Genomic DNA, 1,285 nt, shown 5'->3' with positions numbered 1-1,285 from the left:
CTCTCGTCGATAATCAGCACGACGTTTTTAATCTGCGTTGCGTTAAAATCAAGCGCGGAATTCGCCCGCTTCGCCTCGTCGTAGCCACGCTCGATGCTTTGCAGATCGGCAAGGAAATTTGCATCGCCGAGATAATCTTTTACGACGAACGCGAACTCAAGCGGAGCGTATGTGCCGAGCGTCGCGCGATAACGCTCGCCACCGCTTGCGATTTTGGTCGCCGTAAAAATGCAAAAAATGACCACACAAATCGGATAGATCACGCTAAATGCGGCTCGCAGCCTCGCGCTGCACGAGCTTTTTTTAAACTTCAGCGCGACAAACGTCGCGGTCGCGAATGCGAGCAAAGAGCAGATCACGCCCGCGCTGAGAAATTGCGCGGCGAATTCCTTACTTTCGTTCGCGTCGGTGTGGATTATCGCATCGAGCGCGACGACGTTAAAAGCGGAGTCGAAAAAAAACGACCAAAAAGAGCGAGATAGCCGCACAAAGCGTATTGATCGCTAGCACAAACAGAGCGGCAAGCCCGAAAAATCTTCTAAAAACGACGAAGCAGAGATGAAAGATGAGCAAATTTATGATCAAAATGCAGCAAAAATCCTCAAAGATCCGCGAAAATATGCGATCTTCCACGCCGTAAAAGTAATACACCCGCGCCGCGCAAACGATCAAATTAAGCGCGACGACGAGCCAAAATACACCCACCGCGCCGCATAGGCCGAAATAAAATTTCGGCGCGGGCGCAAGCAGAGCCCTCGCTTTATCAAGTAGTAGTTGAACCATTTTTGCTCTTTATTTTTAAATTTACATCTGCCGCATCGCCGGAACCGCTGCGGCGCAGTCTCGCATCCACAAATTGTGCCGCGCTTCAAGTCGGCTCACGCCAACGCAATGAAAACAGGCGGTAAATTTTACGCTTACAAATTGTGCCGCGCCGAAATCTCTACCGCGAAATTGAGCGCGTCTGTTTTTGCGCCGCGATCGGCGAATTTTTGCGCGACACGATGCCGCAAGGCAAATTTTACCTGCCGAAATTTGAATGCGGCGAAATTGATGCGACATTTTCTGTTGCGAAATTTGCCGCACGGCGCGCTTCCTAAACGGCAAAATTCCGTGCCGTGCCGCGTATCAAAAATACGACGCGATTGAGCGCATAAATTTAAATCCGCAAGACGCCGCACCAAAAACAACTGCCGCGCGCAAATCCCACGCACAAACGCACGCTCGCGCAGAATTTACGCGCAAAATGCAAGCCCGCTTTTTGCATCAAATTTATGCAGCGGGT

General features: G+C 50.7%; 2 protein-coding genes. Both read right to left on the bottom strand.

Annotated features, from left to right (window positions below):
• The coding region (locus tag Q0257_RS08415; RefSeq protein WP_298023978.1) for a hypothetical protein at window positions 1-488 on the bottom strand (488 nt) is incomplete at its 3' end.
• Window positions 439-783, bottom strand: a complete 345-nt coding sequence (locus tag Q0257_RS08410) for a hypothetical protein (protein WP_298023976.1) — start codon at window positions 781-783, stop codon at window positions 439-441. The genes Q0257_RS08410 and Q0257_RS08415, both read right to left, overlap by 50 nt.
• Window positions 784-1,285: the final 502 nt, after the last annotated feature.

Source organism: uncultured Campylobacter sp., from assembly GCF_938018035.1.
Taxonomy (GTDB): Bacteria; Campylobacterota; Campylobacteria; order Campylobacterales; family Campylobacteraceae; genus Campylobacter_B.
This window is presented reverse-complemented; position numbering and strand designations above follow the sequence as displayed.

What these genes read in the sequence shown, in the direction of transcription:
- Q0257_RS08410 (WP_298023976.1), bottom strand. Translation starts at nt 783, where the DNA reads ATGGTTCAACTACTACTTGATAAAGCGAGGGCTCTGCTTGCGCCCGCG.